General features: G+C 69.4%; 19 protein-coding genes. 17 read left to right on the top strand and 2 right to left on the bottom strand.

Annotated elements, in window-relative coordinates; all coding sequences use genetic code 11:
• Positions 1-35 precede the first annotated feature (35 nt).
• The 17 genes from rpmE (at position 36) to ABEA26_RS22470 (ending at position 15,405) form a co-directional block, all read left to right on the top strand.
• Positions 36-260, top strand: coding sequence for a 50S ribosomal protein L31 (gene rpmE, locus ABEA26_RS22550; RefSeq protein WP_210873250.1), 225 nt, complete (start codon positions 36-38; stop codon positions 258-260).
• A gap of 108 nt (positions 261-368) precedes the next feature.
• Positions 369-1,445, top strand: coding sequence for a peptide chain release factor 1 (prfA, locus tag ABEA26_RS22545; protein ID WP_345594893.1), 1,077 nt, complete (start codon positions 369-371; stop codon positions 1,443-1,445).
• Positions 1,446-1,573: 128 nt separating this feature from the next.
• Positions 1,574-2,413 (top strand): peptide chain release factor N(5)-glutamine methyltransferase, encoded by an 840-nt coding sequence (gene prmC, locus ABEA26_RS22540; protein WP_345594891.1) that lies wholly within the window; start codon positions 1,574-1,576, stop codon positions 2,411-2,413.
• Positions 2,414-2,469: 56 nt separating this feature from the next.
• Positions 2,470-3,117 (top strand): L-threonylcarbamoyladenylate synthase, encoded by a 648-nt coding sequence (locus tag ABEA26_RS22535; protein ID WP_345594889.1) that lies wholly within the window; start codon positions 2,470-2,472, stop codon positions 3,115-3,117.
• A complete protein-coding gene (locus tag ABEA26_RS22530; protein ID WP_345594887.1) occupies positions 3,114-3,794 on the top strand; it encodes an arsenate reductase/protein-tyrosine-phosphatase family protein in 681 nt (226 codons plus the stop codon). Before ABEA26_RS22535 ends, ABEA26_RS22530 begins: the two co-directional genes overlap by 4 nt.
• A gap of 185 nt (positions 3,795-3,979) precedes the next feature.
• Positions 3,980-5,251 carry a serine hydroxymethyltransferase gene (locus ABEA26_RS22525; protein WP_345594885.1) on the top strand — a complete coding sequence of 424 codons (1,272 nt, stop codon included), beginning with the start codon at positions 3,980-3,982 and terminating at the stop codon, positions 5,249-5,251.
• Between the two features lie 129 nt (positions 5,252-5,380).
• Positions 5,381-6,736 (top strand): MraY family glycosyltransferase, encoded by a 1,356-nt coding sequence (locus ABEA26_RS22520; protein ID WP_345594883.1) that lies wholly within the window; start codon positions 5,381-5,383, stop codon positions 6,734-6,736.
• Positions 6,737-7,022: 286 nt separating this feature from the next.
• Positions 7,023-7,460, top strand: a complete 438-nt coding sequence (locus ABEA26_RS22515) for a Cg1360 family ATP-synthase-associated protein (RefSeq protein WP_345594881.1) — start codon at positions 7,023-7,025, stop codon at positions 7,458-7,460.
• Between the two features lie 225 nt (positions 7,461-7,685).
• Entirely contained in the window at positions 7,686-8,507 is an 822-nt protein-coding gene (atpB, locus tag ABEA26_RS22510) for a F0F1 ATP synthase subunit A (RefSeq protein WP_345594879.1), read from the top strand.
• Positions 8,508-8,576: 69 nt separating this feature from the next.
• Positions 8,577-8,807: an ATP synthase F0 subunit C gene (gene atpE, locus ABEA26_RS22505; RefSeq protein WP_345594877.1), complete on the top strand. Its 231-nt coding sequence runs from the start codon at positions 8,577-8,579 to the stop codon at positions 8,805-8,807.
• A gap of 44 nt (positions 8,808-8,851) precedes the next feature.
• Positions 8,852-9,397: a F0F1 ATP synthase subunit B gene (locus ABEA26_RS22500; protein WP_345594875.1), complete on the top strand. Its 546-nt coding sequence runs from the start codon at positions 8,852-8,854 to the stop codon at positions 9,395-9,397.
• Positions 9,394-10,209, top strand: a complete 816-nt coding sequence (locus ABEA26_RS22495; protein ID WP_345594873.1) for a F0F1 ATP synthase subunit delta — start codon at positions 9,394-9,396, stop codon at positions 10,207-10,209. The genes ABEA26_RS22500 and ABEA26_RS22495 overlap by 4 nt, the downstream gene beginning before the upstream one ends.
• Before the next feature lie 125 nt (positions 10,210-10,334).
• A complete protein-coding gene (atpA, locus tag ABEA26_RS22490) occupies positions 10,335-11,924 on the top strand; it encodes a F0F1 ATP synthase subunit alpha (protein WP_279561746.1) in 1,590 nt (529 codons plus the stop codon).
• 21 nt (positions 11,925-11,945) lie between these two features.
• A complete protein-coding gene (locus ABEA26_RS22485; RefSeq protein WP_345594871.1) occupies positions 11,946-12,863 on the top strand; it encodes a F0F1 ATP synthase subunit gamma in 918 nt (305 codons plus the stop codon).
• Positions 12,863-14,311, top strand: a complete 1,449-nt coding sequence (gene atpD / locus ABEA26_RS22480) for a F0F1 ATP synthase subunit beta (protein ID WP_345594869.1) — start codon at positions 12,863-12,865, stop codon at positions 14,309-14,311. Before ABEA26_RS22485 ends, atpD begins: the two co-directional genes overlap by 1 nt.
• A gap of 131 nt (positions 14,312-14,442) precedes the next feature.
• Entirely contained in the window at positions 14,443-14,817 is a 375-nt protein-coding gene (locus ABEA26_RS22475; protein WP_279561749.1) for a F0F1 ATP synthase subunit epsilon, read from the top strand.
• A 141-nt stretch (positions 14,818-14,958) separates the two neighbouring features.
• Positions 14,959-15,405 carry a DUF2550 domain-containing protein gene (locus ABEA26_RS22470; protein ID WP_345594866.1) on the top strand — a complete coding sequence of 149 codons (447 nt, stop codon included), beginning with the start codon at positions 14,959-14,961 and terminating at the stop codon, positions 15,403-15,405.
• A gap of 65 nt (positions 15,406-15,470) precedes the next feature.
• On the opposite strand, the gene ABEA26_RS22465 is transcribed toward ABEA26_RS22470, so the two are convergent.
• Entirely contained in the window at positions 15,471-17,300 is a 1,830-nt protein-coding gene (locus ABEA26_RS22465) for a glycoside hydrolase family 18 chitinase (protein WP_345594864.1), read from the bottom strand.
• 283 nt (positions 17,301-17,583) lie between these two features.
• The coding region (locus tag ABEA26_RS22460) for a hypothetical protein (RefSeq protein WP_345594862.1) at positions 17,584-17,844 on the bottom strand (261 nt) is incomplete at its 5' end.

The following is a 17,844-nucleotide window of genomic DNA, read 5'->3' as shown; positions in this document are numbered from 1 at the left end:
GCGACCCGGCGCCCTCCCGAACAGTAGGAGACACCTTGAAGCGCGACATCCACCCCGAGTACGTCGAGACGCAGGTCAGCTGCACCTGTGGCGCGTCGTTCACCACCCGCAGCACCATCCCGTCCGGCACCGTCCGGGCCGAGGTCTGCTCCGAGTGCCACCCGTTCTACACGGGCAAGCAGAAGATCCTCGACACCGGTGGCCGCGTGGCCCGCTTCGAGGCCCGCTTCGGCAAGGCTTCCGCCGGCTCCAAGAAGTAGCGAGCCTCCAACCGCCGGTCCACGGCCGCGCCCCCAGCCGGGGGAGCGCCGGGACCGGCGTTTTTGGTCGCCCGCCTTTCCCTTCCCAAGCAGTAGCAGGAGCCCAAGATGTTCGAGGCCGTCGAGGAACTCGTCGCCGAGCACGCCGACCTGGAGAAGAAGCTCGCCGACCCGTCGGTCCACTCCGACCAGGCCAACGCGCGCAAGCTGAACAAGCGGTACGCCGAGCTCACCCCGATCATCGCCACGTTCCGCTCCTGGAAGCAGACGGGCGACGACATGGAGACCGCGCGCGAGCTGGCCGCCGACGACCCGGACTTCGCAGCCGAGGTCAAGGAGCTGGACAAGCAGCGCGACGAGCTCACCGAGAAGCTCCGCCTGCTGCTCGTCCCGCGCGACCCCAGCGACGACAAGGACGTCATCCTGGAGGTCAAGGCGGGCGCGGGTGGCGACGAGTCGGCGCTCTTCGCCGGCGACCTGCTGCGCATGTACCTGCGCTACGCCGAGCGGGTCGGCTGGAAGACGGAGATCATCGACTCCACCGAGTCCGAGCTGGGCGGCTACAAGGACGTCCAGGTCGCCGTGAAGACCAAGGGCGGCCAGGGCGCCACCGAGCCCGGCCAGGGCGTCTGGGCGCGGCTGAAGTACGAGGGCGGGGTGCACCGCGTGCAGCGGGTGCCCGCGACCGAGTCCCAGGGCCGTATCCACACCTCCGCGGCCGGCGTGCTCGTCACGCCCGAGGCCGAGGAGATCGACGTCGAGATCAACCCCAACGACCTCCGCATCGACGTCTACCGGTCCTCCGGCCCCGGCGGCCAGTCCGTCAACACCACCGACTCCGCCGTGCGCATCACGCACGTTCCGACCGGAGTCGTCGCCTCCTGCCAGAACGAGAAGAGCCAGCTGCAGAACAAGGAGCAGGCACTGCGTATCCTGCGCTCGAGGCTGCTCGCGGCGGCGCAGGAGGAGGCGGAGAAGGAGGCCGCGGACGCCCGGCGCAGCCAGGTCCGCACCGTCGACCGCTCCGAGAAGATCCGTACGTACAACTTCCCGGAGAACCGCATCTCGGACCACCGCGTCGGCTTCAAGGCGTACAACCTGGACCAGGTCCTGGACGGCGACCTCGACCCGGTGATCCAGGCCTGCGTCGACGCGGACTCGGCGGCCAAGCTCGCCGCGGCCTGACCGCGGCCGCACCGGACCACCGCAACCGGACCCGACCCGACCCGTACGCCCGTACCGGACGAACAGCTCAGCCCCGGAGGACCAGCGTGCAGCAACATCACGGGGGGCGACCCCCGAACCCCCGCAGCGTGCTGCTCGCGGAGGTGGCCCAGGCCACCCAGCGACTGGCCGACGCCGGCGTGCCCTCGCCGCGCACCGACGCCGAGGAGCTCGCCGCGTATCTGCACGGCGTCAAGCGGGGCGAGCTGCACACCGTGCCGGACGCGGACTTCGACGCCCGGTACTGGGAGGTCGTCGCCCGCCGTGAGGCGCGCGAGCCGCTCCAGCACATCACCGGCCTCGCCTACTTCCGCTACCTGGAGCTGCAGGTCGGCCCCGGCGTCTTCGTGCCCCGCCCCGAGACCGAGTCCGTCGTCGGCTGGGCCATAGACGCCGTGCGCGCCATGGACGTCGTCGAGCCCTGCATCGTCGACCTGTGCACCGGCTCGGGCGCCATCGCGCTCGCGCTCGCCCAGGAGGTGCCGCGCTCACGCGTGCACGCCGTGGAGCTGTCCGAGGACGCCCTCAAGTGGACGCGCAGGAACATGGAGGGGTCCAGGGTCGAGCTGCGCCAGGGCGACGCCCTGACGGCCTTCCCGGACCTCGACGGCCAGGTCGACCTGGTCGTCTCCAACCCGCCGTACATCCCGCTCACCGAGTGGGAGTACGTCGCCCCCGAGGCCCGCGACCACGACCCCCAGCTGGCCCTCTTCTCCGGCGAGGACGGCCTCGACCTCATCCGCGGCCTGGAACGCACCGCCCACCGACTGCTGCGCCCCGGCGGCGTGGTCGTCGTCGAGCACGCCGACACCCAGGGCGGCCAGGTGCCGTGGATCTTCACCGAGGAGCGGGGCTGGGCCGACGCGGCCGACCACCCCGACCTCAACAACCGCCCGCGGTTCGCGACCGCCCGCAAGGCACTGCCGTGAGCACCCCCATCCCCCCGACCCCGACCCCGCAGTCCGTGTACGAGGAGGCCCGCTAAATGGCACGGCGATACGACACCAACGACGCGACCGACCGTGTGACCGGTCTGCGCGAGGCCGCGTCCGCCGTCCGCCGTGGCGAGCTCGTGGTGCTGCCGACCGACACCGTGTACGGCATCGGCGCCGACGCCTTCACCGGAGAGGCCGTCGCCGACCTGCTGGAAGCCAAAGGCCGGGGCCGCAACATGCCCACGCCCGTCCTCATCGGCTCGCCGAACACCCTGCACGGCCTGGTCACCGACTTCTCCGAGATGGCCTGGGAGCTGGTCGACGCCTTCTGGCCGGGCGCGCTGACGCTCGTCGCCAAGCACCAGCCGTCCCTCCAGTGGGACCTCGGCGACACCCGGGGCACGGTCGCCGTGCGGATGCCGCTGCACCCCGTCGCCATCGAGCTGCTCACCGAGGTCGGCCCCATGGCCGTCTCCTCCGCCAACCTGACCGGCCACCCGGCGCCCGAGGACTGCGACGCCGCCCAGCAGATGCTCGGCGACTCCGTCTCCGTCTACCTCGACGGCGGCCCCACCCCCGGCAACGTTCCGTCGTCCATCGTCGACGTCACCCGCGAGGTGCCCGTGCTGCTGCGCGCCGGCGCGTTGTCGGCCGAGGAACTGCGCAAGGTGGTACCCGACCTCGAGGTGGCGAATTGACGGCCCCTGAGACGGGGCGTGGCATAGGCAGCGCGGAACGCGCCGCGGAGATCACGACGACGTTCGTCGGGCTTCCGCGCGACAGCTTCCGCATCCTCCACGTCAGCACCGGCAACGTCTGCCGCTCGCCCATCACCGAGCGGCTGACCCGGCATTTCGTGAAGGAGCGGCTCGGTGTGCTCGGCGGCGGCCTCATCGTGGAGAGCGCGGGCACCTGGGGCCACGAGGGCGCGCCCATGGAGTCGAACGCCGAGACGGTCCTCGCGGACTTCGGCGCGGACGCGGCCGGCTTCACCGGACGCGAGCTGCTCGACGAGCACGTGATCCGCGCCGACCTCGTGCTGACGGCGACCCGGGACCACCGGGCGCAGGTCATCTCCATGGGGCACTCGGCCGGGCTGCGCACTTTCACGCTCAAGGAGTTCACCCGCCTGGTGAACGCCATCGACCCGGCGACGCTGCCGACCCTGGAGGACGGCGTGGTCGCCCGCGCACGCGCCCTGGTCCGCGCGGCCGCCGCGCTGCGCGGGTGGCTGCTGGCGCCCACGGTGGAGGCGGACGAGGTGTACGACCCGTACGGGGCGCCGCTGCCGTTCTTCCGGTCGGTCGGGGACGAGATACACCAGGCGCTGGACCCGGTGGTGACGGCGCTGACGGGAGTCGCGGCGCGGATGTAGGCAGGGCCTTCGTCGGCGCCGGGCCGGGGCGGTGGCCGTAGGGACAGAGCGCGGCATGGGCGGAGCGCGCATGCGGCGGCGGACGGGGTACGCCGCCGCCCGCGCGGCGCGACACCACGGGCGCCGTCGGTCCCCCGGGCCTACATTGGTCGTACGTCACCGTCGACGCACGCCCGGAGCGCACCATGTCGGTCACCCACGACGTCCCGAAGGCCGATGACAGCACGGCCGATGACGGCATGCTCGGAGCCCTGCTGCGCCAGGACGCCGAACTGGCCGAGATCCTGCTCGCCGAGGGCCGCCGGCAGTCGACGACCCTCCAGCTGATCGCCGCCGAGAACTTCACGTCCCCCGCCGTGCTGGCCGCCCTGGGCTCCCCGCTGGCCAACAAGTACGCCGAGGGCTACCCGGGCGCCCGGCACCACGGCGGCTGCGAACTCGCCGACGTCGCCGAGCGGCTCGCCGTGGAGCGGGCCCGGGACCTGTTCGGCGCCGAGCACGCCAACGTGCAGTCCCACTCCGGCTCCTCCGCCGTGCTGGCCGCCTACGCCGCGCTGCTGCGCCCCGGCGACACCGTCCTCGCCCTCGGCCTGCCGTACGGCGGTCACCTCACCCACGGCTCACCGGCCAACTTCTCCGGGCGCTGGTTCGACTTCGTCGGCTACGGCGTGGACGCGGAGACCGGGCTGATCGACTACGAGCAGGTGCGCACCCTGGCCCGCGCGCACCGGCCCAAGGCGATCGTGTGCGGCTCGATCGCCTACCCCCGCCACCCCGACTACGCGGCCTTCCGCGACGTCGCCGACGAGGTGGGCGCCTACCTCATCGCGGACGCCGCCCACCCGATGGGGCTGGTCGCCGGGGGAGCGGCGCCCAGTCCGGTGCCGTACGCCGACGTGGTGTGCGCCACGACGCACAAGGTGCTGCGCGGGCCGCGCGGCGGCATGATCCTGTGCGGGGGCGAGCTGGCGGAGCGGGTCGACCGGGCCGTCTTCCCGTTCACCCAGGGCGGCGCGCAGATGCACACCATCGCGGCCAAGGCGGTCGCCTTCGGGGAGGCGGCGACCGGGGCCTTCGCCGTGTACGCCCATCAGGTGGTCGCCAACGCCCGGACGCTGGCGGCGCACCTGGCCGCCGAGGGCCTGGTCGTCACCACCGGCGGCACGGACACCCACCTGATCACCGCCGACCCCGCCCCGCTCGGCGTCGACGGGAGGACCGCGCGGGGCCGGCTCGCGGCGGCCGGGATCGTCCTGGACTGCTGCGCGCTGCCGCACGGCGACGCCCGAGGCCTGCGGCTGGGCACCGCGGCGCTGACCACGCAGGGGATGGGGGAGCGGGAGATGCGGGCGGTGGCCACACTGCTCGCCGAGGTGCTCCGGGGCGGGACGGAGCCCGCCGCGGCGCGGGACGACGTACGGGATCTGGTCGGGGAATTCCCGCCGTACCCGAACTGACTCCGGGTAGGCGCACCGTGTGCACGGCCACACGTGCAACCATCGTCGCTACCCGGAAGTCCCCAACCATATGCGCGCATCGCTAGGGTGGTGGGCCGGGAATGGCCAGCGAGACCTGTGGGGAAGCCTGTGCGTGAATACCTGCTGACGCTCTGCATCACGGCCGCGGTGACGTATCTGCTGACAGGGCCGGTACGGAAGTTCGCGATCGTGGCGGGGGCGATGCCGGAGATCCGGGCACGTGACGTGCACCGGGAACCCACTCCGCGGCTCGGCGGGATCGCGATGTTCTTCGGACTGTGCGCGGGCCTGCTGGTCGCCGACCACCTCACCAACCTCAGTGAGGTCTTCGAGACGTCGAACGAGCCTCGGGCCCTGCTCTCCGGGGCGGCCGTGATCTGGCTGATCGGCGTCCTGGACGACAAGTTCGAGATCGACGCCCTGATCAAACTGGGCGGGCAGATGATCGCCGCCGGTGTGATGGTGGTGCAGGGCCTGACCATCCTGTGGATCCCGCTGCCGGGCGTCGGCACGGTGGCGCTCACCCAGTGGCAGAGCACCCTGCTGACGGTGGCGCTGGTCGTCATCACCATCAACGCGGTCAACTTCGTCGACGGCCTGGACGGTCTCGCGGCCGGCATGGTGTGCATCGCGGCGGCGGCGTTCTTCATGTACGCCTACCGGATCTGGTACGGCTACAACATCGAGGCCGCCGCTCCCGCCACGTTGTTCGCGGTGATCCTGATGGGTATGTGCCTGGGCTTCCTGCCGCACAACATGCATCCCGCCCGGATCTTCATGGGCGACTCCGGTTCGATGCTGATCGGGCTCGTCCTGGCGGCCGGCGCGATCTCGGTCACCGGTCAGGTCGACCCGGACCTGATGAACCTGTTCTCCGGTTCCGAGCGCAACTCGGTGCACCAGATGGTGCCGGTCTACATCCCGTTGGTGATGCCGCTCACCATCATCGCCATCCCGGCCGCCGACCTGATCCTGGCGATCGTGCGGCGTACCTGGCGCGGCCAGTCGCCGTTCGCCGCGGACCGGGGGCACCTGCACCACCGGCTGCTGGAGATCGGCCACTCGCACAGCCGCGCGGTGCTGATCATGTACTTCTTCTCGGCGCTGATCGCCTTCGGCGCGCTCGCCTACTCCGTGAACGCCGCCTCGATGTGGATCGTGCTGAGCGTCGTCATCCTCAGCGCGGCGGGCCTGGTCCTGCTCCTGCTGCCGCGCTTCACCCCCCGCGCCCCGCGCTGGGCCGAGCACTTCGTGCCGCCGCGCTACCGACGCCGCAAGGCGGTCGTGGCGGAAGGGGAGCCTCAGGTGGCCGCGGACGGGGGCGGCGACGCCGACGACTCCGGTGTGTCCAGTGAGTCTGGTGAGCCCGGCGAGGGCACGACCGGCGACCGCGTACCGGTCGCCGCGGGCGTCTCAGGCGTCAACGGGGCCACCGCCGTCGGCCCCCGTTCGCGCACAAGGTAAGAATCTGACTAGAGCATTGCCAACGCGTGGGGGAACGAAGTGCCCCATTACCAGACAAGAGGGCCGAGTGACCGCACATACGCGCACGGTCACTCTCATGTGTGACAGCAAGCACACCCTCAGGTAAAGACCTCATCAAATAGTTTGTGATACCGTTCACGAGAACCCCGGATGGAGCCGAAGGGCCGCAGTGCGACGGCCCGTTGGTGAGAGTTCTGCACTCGACCCGGGGGACTACGCTCGTCCATGACGACACCCCCTGCCCCCTGAAAGCGGAGATGCCGCCATGCCCTCCAACGACGTCCGGATCCTGATCCAGGCTGCCGTACCCACCGCTGTCGTCGGTGCGGTCGCAGTCGCGATCGGCGGTGCCGTCGAAGGAGGCAAGGGTGCGGTCGGGGCGCTCGTCGGAGCTGTGGTCGTGATCCTCTTCATGGGAGCAGGGCTGTACGTCCTTCAGTGGACCGCGAAGTCGTTGCCGACCCTGTTCCAGGCGATGGCGCTGATGATGTACATGGCACAAATTGCGCTGATGTTCATCTTCATCGTGCTCTTCAAGGACACGACGCTGTTCCATCCCAAGGTCTTCGCCCTCTCGTTGCTCGCCGGCACTCTCACCTGGGTCGCCGCGCAGGCGCGTGCCCAGATGAAGGCCAAAATCCTTTACGTGGAGCCCGAGTCGACGAAGGACGAGAAGAAGGAAACTCCGGGGCGCTCGTCGTGATACGTAGGGCCGGGATAAAGGCGCATGCGAGACCCTGCTATCGTCCGGTGCCAACTGCGGCATCGCGGGCGCGGGCATCCCAGCTGACGCCTGCCACATCGCGAGGCGAGATGCCCCACAGCCGCCCCCATACCCGTAACACCAGTCCCGTGCCGATCCGCGGCCCCGTGCCGCGCCGACACCACGAGGTTGCCGAATCCATGCGCCACGCTGAAGGAGCCCGCGGTGAGTGCTGACCCGACGCAGGTGCTCGCCTTCGAGACCGACTGCCACATCTTCGACGGCTGTGGCTTCCCGTCTCCCGGGCTGCACTCGTTCCTGTTCGAGCCCATGTGGGGCGACGGCGACAGCAACGTGTACTTCAACAAGACGATGCTGCTGGCGCTGCTCGGCTCGATCATCATCATCGGCTTCTTCTGGGCGGCCTTCCGCCGGCCCCAGGTCGTCCCCGGCAAGCTCCAGATGGTCGCCGAAACCGGCTACGACTTCATCCGCCGCGGTGTCGTCTACGAGACGATGGGCAAGCGCGAGGGCGAGAAGTTCGTCCCGTTCGTCGTCGCGCTGTTCTTCTTCGTGTGGATGATGAACCTCTGGTCGATCATCCCGCTCGCCCAGTTCCCGGTGACGTCGGTCATCGCGTACCCGGCGGTGCTGGCGCTGCTCGTCTACGTCGTCTGGGTCTCGCTGACCTTCAAGAAGCACGGCTTCGTCGGCGCCCTGAAGAACTTCACCGGCTACGACAAGTCGCTCGGTGCGGCCCTGCCGGTCGTCATGCTGATCGAGGCCTTCTCCAACCTGCTCGTGCGGCCCTTCACCCACGCCGTGCGACTCTTCGCGAACATGTTCGCGGGTCACATCCTGCTGGTGCTGTTCACCATCGCCAGCTGGTACCTGCTGAACGGGATCGGGATCGCCTACGCCGGCGTCTCGTTCGTGATGGTCCTGGTGATGACGGCCTTCGAGCTCTTCATCCAGGCCCTGCAGGCGTACGTCTTCGTCCTGCTGACCGTTACCTACATCCAGGGCGCGCTCGCCGAGCACCACTGAGCGTCCCGCACCGCCCCAGTCGTCCGGTGGCCCACCCCCACCGGCCCGTGAAGAAAAGGAAGAACTGGCATGTCCCAGACCTTTGCTGCCGTCACCGGCTCGATCGCTTCCATCGGTTACGGCATCGCCGCCTTCGGTCCCGGCATCGGCGTCGGCATCATCTTCGGTAAGGGCACCGAAGCCATCGCCCGTCAGCCCGAGGCCGCCGGCCTGATCCGCGCCAACCAGATCCTCGGCTTCGCCTTCTGTGAGGCGCTCGCCCTCATCGGCCTGGTCATGCCGTTCGTCTACGGCAAGTGATCACCTGATCCGCGACCGGCTCACTAGACGAAAGGCAGTCTGATATGAGCCCACTGCTTCATATCGCGGCCGAGGAGGCGCAGAACCCCCTCGTCCCGCCGATTCCCGAGCTCGTCATCGGCCTGCTCGCCTTCGTCATCGTCTTCGGCTTCCTCGCCAAGAAGCTCCTCCCGAACATCAACAAGGTTCTGGAGCAGCGGCGCGAGGCGATCGAGGGCGGGATCGAGAAGGCCGAGGCCGCTCAGACCGAGGCCCAGAGCGTGCTGGAGCAGTACAAGGCTCAGCTCGCCGAGGCCCGGCACGAGGCCGCGCGTCTGCGCCAGGAGGCGCAGGAGCAGGGCGCCGTGCTCATCGCCGAGATGCGCGCGGAAGGCCAGCGGCAGCGTGAGGAGATCATCACCGCCGGACACACACAGGTCGAGGCCGACCGCAAGGCCGCCTCGTCCGCGCTGCGCCAGGACGTCGGCAAGCTCGCCACCGACCTGGCCGGCAAGCTCGTCGGCGAGTCCCTCGAGGACCACGCCCGGCAGAGCCGTGTGATCGACCGCTTCCTCGACCAGCTCGAGGAGAAGGCCGAGGCCGGACGATGAACGGAGCGAGCCGCGATGCCCTGGCAGCCGCACGCGAGCGACTCGACGCGCTGACGGACTCCACGACCGTGGACGCCGCGCAGCTCGCCGACGAGCTGGCCGCCGTCACCGCGCTGCTCGACCGCGAGGTCAGCCTGCGGCGGGTCCTCACCGACCCGGCGCAGGCCGCCGACGCCAAGGCCGAACTGGCCGGACGCATCCTCGGCGGACAGGTCGGCGGTCCGGCCGCCGACCTGGTGGCCGGTACGGTCCGCTCCCGCTGGTCGCGCTCGCGCGACCTGGTGGACACGCTGGAGGAGCTGGCCGCCATGGCCGACTTCACCGCGGCGCAGAAGGCGGGCACGCTCGACGACGTCGAGGACGAGCTGTTCCGGTTCGGCCGGATCGTCGCGTCCGACACGGGGCTGCGGTCCGCGCTGACCGACCGCTCCGCGAGCACGTCGGCCAAGACCGCGCTGCTGCACAGCCTGCTCGGCGGCCGGGCCAAGGCCACCACCGAGCGTCTGGTGACGCGCCTCGTCACCGCGCCCCGGGGACGTAGCCTGGAGACGGGACTCGAGTCCCTGTCCAAGCTCGCCGCCGAGCGTCGCGAGCGCACGGTCGCCGTCGTCACCTCGGCGGTCCCGCTGAGCGACACCCAGAAGCGGCGCCTCGGCGCGGCGCTGGCGAAGCTGTACGGGCGCCAGATGCACCTCAATCTCGACGTGGACCCCGAGGTCCTCGGCGGAGTCCAGGTGCGGGTCGGCGACGAGATCATCAACGGCTCGCTCGCGGACCGGCTCGAAGACGCCGCCCGCCGCATGGCGAGCTAGCACCAACCGCACACGCAGGAATACGGCCCGGGTTGGGCCGTGCAGAGGATTCACCTCTTTCAGGGGGGAGTCCCCATCCCCCCAAAGTGAAACTTCGGGCCCAACAAGGAGAGCAGGGAACTCAGATGGCGGAGCTCACGATCCGGCCGGAGGAGATCCGGGACGCGCTGGAGAACTTCGTCCAGTCGTACAAGCCGGACGCGGCCTCGCGCGAGGAGGTCGGTACGGTCAGCCTTGCCGGCGACGGCATCGCCAAGGTCGAGGGTCTTCCGTCGGCCATGGCCAACGAACTGCTGAAGTTCGAGGACGGCACCCTCGGTCTCGCCCTGAACCTCGAGGAGCGCGAGATCGGTTGCGTCGTCCTCGGTGAGTTCAGCGGTATCGAGGAGGGCCAGCCGGTCACCCGCACCGGCGAGGTCCTGTCGGTCGCCGTGGGCGAGGGCTACCTCGGCCGCGTGGTCGACCCCCTCGGCAAGCCGATCGACGGCCTCGGCGAGATCGAGACGTCCGGACGCCGTGCGCTGGAACTGCAGGCCCCCACGGTCATGCAGCGCAAGTCGGTGCACGAGCCGATGGAGACGGGCTACAAGGCCGTCGACGCCATGACCCCGATCGGCCGCGGCCAGCGTCAGCTGGTCATCGGTGACCGGCAGACCGGCAAGACCGCCCTGGCCGTCGACACGATCATCAACCAGCGCGACAACTGGCGCACCGGCGACCCGAACAAGCAGGTCCGCTGCATCTACGTCGCCATCGGCCAGAAGGGCTCGACCATCGCGTCGGTCCGCGGCGCGCTGGAGGAGAACGGTGCGCTGGAGTACACGACCATCGTCGCCGCCCCGGCGTCCGACCCGGCCGGCTTCAAGTACCTGGCGCCGTACACCGGCTCGGCCATCGGCCAGCAGTGGATGTACGAGGGCAAGCACGTCCTGATCATCTTCGACGACCTGTCGAAGCAGGCCGACGCCTACCGCGCCGTGTCCCTGCTGCTGCGCCGCCCGCCGGGCCGCGAGGCCTACCCGGGTGACGTCTTCTACCTGCACTCCCGTCTGCTGGAGCGCTGCGCGAAGCTCTCCGACGCCGAGGGCGCCGGTTCGATGACGGGTCTGCCGATCGTCGAGACCAAGGCCAACGACGTCTCGGCGTTCATCCCGACCAACGTCATCTCCATCACCGACGGCCAGTGCTTCCTGGAGTCGGACCTGTTCAACGCCGGTCAGCGCCCCGCGCTGAACGTGGGTATCTCCGTCTCCCGAGTCGGTGGCTCCGCCCAGCACAAGGCGATGAAGCAGGTCTCCGGCCGGCTGCGCGTGGACCTCGCCCAGTTCCGTGAGATGGAGGCGTTCGCCGCCTTCGGCTCCGACCTGGACGCCGCGTCGAAGGCCCAGCTGGAGCGCGGTCAGCGGATGGTCGAGCTGCTGAAGCAGGACCAGTACGAGCCGATGTCCACCGAGGACCAGGTCGTCTCCGTCTGGGCCGGTACCACCGGCCGGATGGACGAGGTGCCGGTCGTCGACGTGCGTCGCTTCGAGAAGGAGCTCCTCGAGTACCTGCACCGCCAGGAGCAGGGCCTGATGACCTCCATCCGCGAGGGCGGCAAGATGTCCGACGACACGCTTCAGGCCATCGGTGACGCCATCGCGGCGTTCAAGAAGCAGTTCGAGACGAGCGACGGCAAGCTGCTCGGCGAGGACGCCCCGTCCGCCGCCAAGTGACGTAAGGAAGGGACCTGACTCATGGGAGCCCAGCTCCGGGTCTACAAGCGTCGCATCCGATCCGTCACCGCGACCAAGAAGATCACCAAGGCGATGGAGATGATCGCCGCCTCGCGTGTCGTCAAGGCGCAGCGCAAGGTGGGGGCCTCCACGCCGTACGCGCAGGAACTGACCCGCGCGGTGACGGCGGTCGGTAGCGGTTCGGACACCAAGCACCCGCTGACCACGGAGGCGGACAACCCGACTCGTGCGGCGGTCCTCCTCCTCACGAGCGACCGCGGTCTGGCCGGCGCCTTCAACTCCAACGCCATCAAGGCGGCGGAGCAGCTGACCGAGCGCCTCGAGCGCGAGGGCCAGCAGGTCGACACGTACATCGTCGGCCGGCGCGGTCTCGCCCACTACAACTTCCGTGAGCGCAAGGTCGCGGAGTCGTTCGCGGGCTTCACCGACGAGCCCTCGTACGCGGACGCCAAGAAGGTCGCGGCGCCGCTGATCGAGGCCATCGAGAAGGAGACGGCGGAGGGCGGCGTGGACGAGATCCACATCGTCTACACCGAGTTCGTCTCGATGATGACGCAGACGGCGGTCGACTCCCGGTTGCTGCCCCTGCGCCTCGAAGAGGTGGCACAGGAGTCGGCGACGAAGGACGAGGTCCTTCCGCTGTACGACTTCGAGCCGTCGGCGGAGGACGTCCTCGACGCCCTGCTGCCGCGCTACGTCGAGAGCCGCATCTACAACGCTCTGCTGCAGTCGGCCGCCTCCAAGCACGCCGCCACGCGGCGCGCGATGAAGTCGGCCACCGACAACGCGGGCGAGCTGATCAACACGCTCTCCCGTCTTGCCAACGCGGCCCGCCAGGCCGAAATCACCCAGGAAATCAGCGAGATCGTCGGTGGCGCGAGCGCACTGGCCGACGCGACCGCGGGGAGTGACAACTAATGACCACCACTGTTGAGCCGACCGCAGCGTCGGGCGTGGCCACCGGCCGCGTCGCGCGGGTCATCGGCCCGGTCGTCGACGTGGAGTTCCCCGTCGACGCGATGCCGGAGATCTACAACGCCCTCCACGTCGAGGTCGCCGACCCGGCGCAGGCGGGCGAGATCAAGACGCTGACCCTGGAGGTCGCCCAGCACCTGGGTGACGGCCTGGTCCGCACCATCTCCATGCAGCCCACCGACGGCCTGGTCCGCCAGGCCGCGGTGACCGACACGGGCACGGCCATCTCCGTGCCCGTCGGCGACTTCACCAAGGGCAAGGTGTTCAACACCCTCGGTGAGGTGCTGAACGTCGACGAGAAGTACACCGGCGAGCGCTGGCCGATCCACCGCAAGGCGCCGAACTTCGACGAGCTCGAGTCGAAGACCGAGATGTTCGAGACCGGCGTCAAGGTCATCGACCTGCTGACCCCGTACGTCAAGGGCGGCAAGATCGGTCTGTTCGGTGGTGCCGGCGTCGGCAAGACGGTGCTCATCCAGGAGATGATCTACCGCGTCGCCAACAACCACGACGGTGTCTCCGTGTTCGCCGGTGTCGGTGAGCGCACCCGTGAGGGCAACGACCTCATCGACGAGATGAGCGAGTCCGGCGTCATCGACAAGACCGCCCTGGTCTTCGGTCAGATGGACGAGCCGCCGGGCACCCGTCTGCGCGTCGCGCTGGCCGGCCTGACCATGGCCGAGTACTTCCGTGACGTCCAGAAGCAGGACGTGCTGTTCTTCATCGACAACATCTTCCGCTTCACGCAGGCCGGTTCCGAGGTCTCGACCCTGCTCGGCCGCATGCCCTCCGCGGTGGGCTACCAGCCGAACCTGGCCGACGAGATGGGTCTCCTCCAGGAGCGCATCACCTCGACCCGCGGTCACTCGATCACCTCGATGCAGGCGATCTACGTCCCCGCGGACGACCTGACCGACCCGGCCCCGGCCACCACCTTCGCCCACCTCGACGCGACGACGGTGCTCTCCCGTCCGATCTCCGAGAAGGGCATCTACCCGGCCGTGGACCCGCTGGACTCGACGTCCCGCATCCTCGACCCGCGGTACATCGCGGCGGACCACTACCAGGCCGCGATGCGCGTGAAGAACATCCTGCAGAAGTACAAGGACCTGCAGGACATCATCGCGATCCTCGGTATCGACGAGCTCGGCGAGGAGGACAAGCTCGTCGTCCACCGTGCCCGTCGCGTGGAGCGCTTCCTGTCCCAGAACACCCACGTCGCCAAGCAGTTCACCGGCGTGGACGGTTCGGACGTGCCGCTGGAGGAGTCGATCGCAGCGTTCAACTCGATCTGCGACGGTGAGTACGACCACTTCCCGGAGCAGGCGTTCTTCATGTGCGGTGGCATCGAGGACCTGAAGAAGAACGCGAAGGAACTCGGCGTCTCCTGAGCCGCGTGCTCATCGTGGGCCCCCGGGCTCACACCGGAGGGGGCGGGCGCGTCCCGTCCCCTCCGTCACGCCCATTAGACTTGTAACCAACACCCGGCTCTCCCGCCGGGTGGTGACCCGAGGAGCCACTCTTGGCTGCTGAGCTGCATGTCGAGCTGGTCGCCGCCGACCGTCAGGTCTGGTCCGGCGAGGCCACCCTGGTCGTCGCGCGCACCACGTCCGGCGACATCGGCGTCATGCCCGGTCACCAGCCGCTGCTCGGTGTGCTGGAGTCGGGCCCGGTGACCATTCGTACGAGTGACGGTGGGACGGTCGTCGCCGCTGTGCACGGAGGCTTCATCTCGTTCGCGGACGGCAAGCTGTCGCTGCTGGCGGAGATCGCCGAGCTGGCGGACGAGATCGACGTCCAGCGGGCGGAGCGGGAGCTCGAGCACGCGAAGGCGGAGGGCGACACCCACTCCGAGCGTCGCGCGGACGTCCGACTGCGCGCGGCGGCGGGACGCTGATCCACAGCACTGTGCGATAGCGTCGTGCCATGACGTCACTCAGCCGCGGCTGGGACCGGAGCGATCCGGACCCGGCCGCGGCTGAGGCAGATCCGGGTGGTTTTCCGTTCCGTTACCTAGGAGACGAGGAGGTCGGTGTCGATGGCCCTCGCTCTGACTGTGTGCGGAATTGTCGTCGCCCTGGTGGTGATCGCGCTCTTCGTCTTCGGTCTGCGCCGCCGGCTGATCCAGCGATCGGGCGGCACCTTCGACTGCTCCCTGCGCTGGGAGGCCCCCACGGAGGGCGACGCCGGCGGCAAGGGCTGGTCCTACGGTGTGGCCCGCTACAACGGCGACCGGGTCGAGTGGTACCGCGTCTTCTCGTACTCCCCCCGCCCGCGCCGGGTCCTGGAACGCTCCGCGATCGAGGTGGCCGGCCGCCGCGTCCCGGACGGCGAGGAGGAGCTGGCGCTGCTCTCGGACGCCGTCGTGCTCGCCTGCGTCCACCGGGGCACTCGGCTCGAGCTCGCCATGAGCGACGACGCGCTGACCGGGTTCCTCGCGTGGCTGGAGGCGGCCCCGCCCGGACAGCGGGTGAACGTGGCGTAGCCCCGGACACCCTCCCCGAGCCGAAGTACGGGGGAGGGCGACCGGGGCTCGGAGCCTGCCGGATACTACTTCAGACCGCTGTCGATGGCGCTCACCAGCTCGCCGTTCGCGGTGTCACCGCTGAACTCCCAGAAGAAGGCACCGCCCAGGCCCTGCTGCTCGGCCCAGTCCATCTTGGACGTGATGGTCGCGGGGGTGTCGTAGGACCACCAGTTGGTGCCGCAGTGCGCGTACGCCGTGCCGGCGACGGGGCCGGTGGCCGGGCAGCTGTTCTTGAGGACCTTGTAGTCCTCGATGCCCGCCTCGTACGTGCCCGCCGCCGGGCCGGTCGCCGTGCCGCCGGGCGCGGACTGGGTGACGCCGGTCCAGCCGCGGCCGTAGAAGCCGATGCCGAGGAGCAGCTTGTCGGCCGGCACGCCCACCGCCTTGAACTTCGCGATCGCGTCGGCGGAGTTGAAGCCCTGCTGCGGGATGCCGTCGTACGAGGTCAGCGGCGAGTGCGGAGCGGTCGGGCCGTTCTTCGCCCAGGCGCCGAAGAAGTCGTACGTCATCACGTTGTACCAGTCGATGTACTGCGCGGCCTCGCCGTAGTCGGCGGCCTCGATCTTGCCGCCGTCCGAGGCGTCGGCGGTGGTGGCCGCGGTGACCAGGTCGTCACCGAACTCGGCGCGCATGGCCTTCATCATGGTGCTGAAGGCGTTCGGGGCACTGGTCTCGTCGCAGTCGAGACCGCAGGCGTTCGGGTACTCCCAGTCCAGGTCGATGCCGTCGAAGACATCGGCCCAGCGCGGGTCCTCGACCAGGTCGTGGCAGGACTTCGCGAAGGCGGCCGGGTTCTCCACCGCCTCGGGGAAGCCGCCGGACCAGGTCCAGCCACCGAAGGACCAGAGGACCTTGATGTTCGGGTACTCGGCCTTCAGCTTGCGCAGCTGGTTGAAGCTGCCGCGCAGCGGCTGGTCCCAGGTGTCGGCGACGCCGTCGACGGACTGGTCGGCCGTGTAGGCCTTCTCGTAGTCGGCGTAGGCGTCACCGATGGTGCACTTGCCGTTCTGGACGTTGCCGAAGGCGTAGTTGATGTGCGTGATCTTCTCGGCGGAGCCGGAGGTGACCAGGTTCTTCACGTGGTAGTTGCGCCCGTAGACGCCCCAGTTGGTGAAGTAGCCCAGCTTGACCTCTTCGCCGCCGCCCGGGTTGCCGCCGTCGTCCCCGCCGCCGGTGGTGGTGACCTTCAGCGCGCCGCTGACCGGACCGGTCTGGTCGGCGGTGTCCCGGGCCTGGACGGTGTAGGAGTAGTCGGTGCCCTTGGTGAGGCCGTTGTCCGTGTACGAGGTGCCGGTCACGGTGGCGACCTTGGCGCCGTCGCGCAGGACGTCGTAGTTCTTGACGCCCTTGTCGTCGGTCGCCGCCGACCAGGACAGCTTCGCCGAGGTGTCGGTGACGTTGGAGGCGGTGGGTGTGCCCGGCGCGGAGGGGGCCTCGTCGCCGGGGACGGAGGTGCCGTCGCAGCTGCCGCCGTTGAGCTTGCAGTTGGACGGGGAGCCTGGGCCGCTGCCGTTGAAGCCGAAGGTGACCGTCGCCCCGGGGGCGAGGGTGCCGTTCCAGCCGACGTTCTTGGCGGTCCAGTGGTCACCGGAGTTGGTGACCGTGGCGTCCCAGGCGGAGGTGACCTTGGTGCCGGAGGGGAAGTCCCACTCGACGTTCCAGGAGTTGATCGTCGTGGTGCCGGTGTTCTTCACCGTCCACTTGCCGCCGAAGCCGTTGCCCCAGTCCGAGGTCTTGGCGAAGGTGGCCGTCGCGCTCGTGGCCGCCTGTGCCGGACTCGCGAGTCCCACCAGCCCGGCCATGGGGAGCGCCAGGGTCGCGACGAGTGCCGCGGCTCTGTGTCTGAAGCGCATGATGCGCCTCCTTATGGGGAGTGGTTGTTGTGAGCATGACTGAGCCTCATGCTCGCAGTGCCGCGAGAATAGAAAGGTCTGGACCATAGGTCAATAGGTCTGGACCACTGTTCCCGACTCGGGCACTCCCCTGACTGCCTCCGTGAACGGCGAAGCGGCCCCCGGGCGTTGATGCCTGGGAGCCGCTCGACCTGCGATCAGTGAGCACCGGGTCGACCGGGGCACCTGTCGGTGCCGCGGTCAGATGGAGCCGTCGGTGGGGACGGCCTGCCCGGTAGCCGACTCAGCGGTACTCGTGGTGCCGGTCCTCCGACCCGTCCTCGTCCACGAGGAAGAAGTTGGCCTTGGCGCTGTTGTCGTCCTCGTCGACGACGGTGACCTCGGTCTCCTCCTCCTCCTTGTTGTTCTCGGAGCAGTCGATGTTGTTGTTGGCCGACGACAGGATCGGGATGTCGATCACTTCGAGCGGCAGGCAGCTGAGGATCTGCGAGTTGTTCTCGAACTTCGCGGTGTCGTCATCGGCGGCCGCGGCCGTGCCGGCGGC

Source organism: Streptomyces marokkonensis, assembly GCF_039539045.1.
GTDB lineage: Bacteria > Actinomycetota > Actinomycetes > Streptomycetales > Streptomycetaceae > Streptomyces > Streptomyces marokkonensis.
The sequence above is the reverse complement of the archived record's forward strand: the minus strand, read 5'-3'. Positions and strand labels throughout refer to the sequence as shown.